1 protein-coding gene is annotated in these 424 nt (G+C 70.8%); it reads left to right on the forward strand.

Features of this window, described 5'->3' with window-relative positions:
- A partial coding sequence (locus AC1DYG_RS20015) for an acyl-CoA dehydrogenase family protein (RefSeq protein WP_477641590.1) occupies positions 1 to 393 on the forward strand: 393 nt, incomplete at its 5' end.
- Positions 394 to 424: the final 31 nt, after the last annotated feature.

Consider the following 424-nt stretch of genomic DNA (forward strand, 5'->3'; position numbering starts at 1 on the left):
CAGCTGCTCGGCCTCGGCTCGACCATGCTCGAGATCACCACCGAGTACGCCAAGGCCCGCAAGCAGTTCGGCAAGGCGATCGGCAGCCAGCAGTCCATCAAGCACCACCTCGCCGGTGTCGCGGTGAAGCTGGAGATGGCCCGGCCGCTGCTGCTCGGCGCCGCAATGGCGGTACGCGACGGCTCCGCCGACGCCCGTCGGGACGTCGCCGCCGCGAAGGTCGCCTGCGGTGACGCGGCGTACCACGCCTCCCGGATCGCCCTGCAGGTGCACGGCGCGATCGGCTACACCCAGGAACACGACCTGTCGTTGTGGCTGACCAAGACCCGGGCCCTGCTCACCACCTGGGGCACCCCGTCTCTGCACCGCGCTCGTGTGATGGACGCGCTGTGAGCGCCGTCGCGGCCGTCGGTGCGTTCACCGA

It is taken from the genome of Pedococcus sp. P1_H8 (assembly GCF_056405175.1).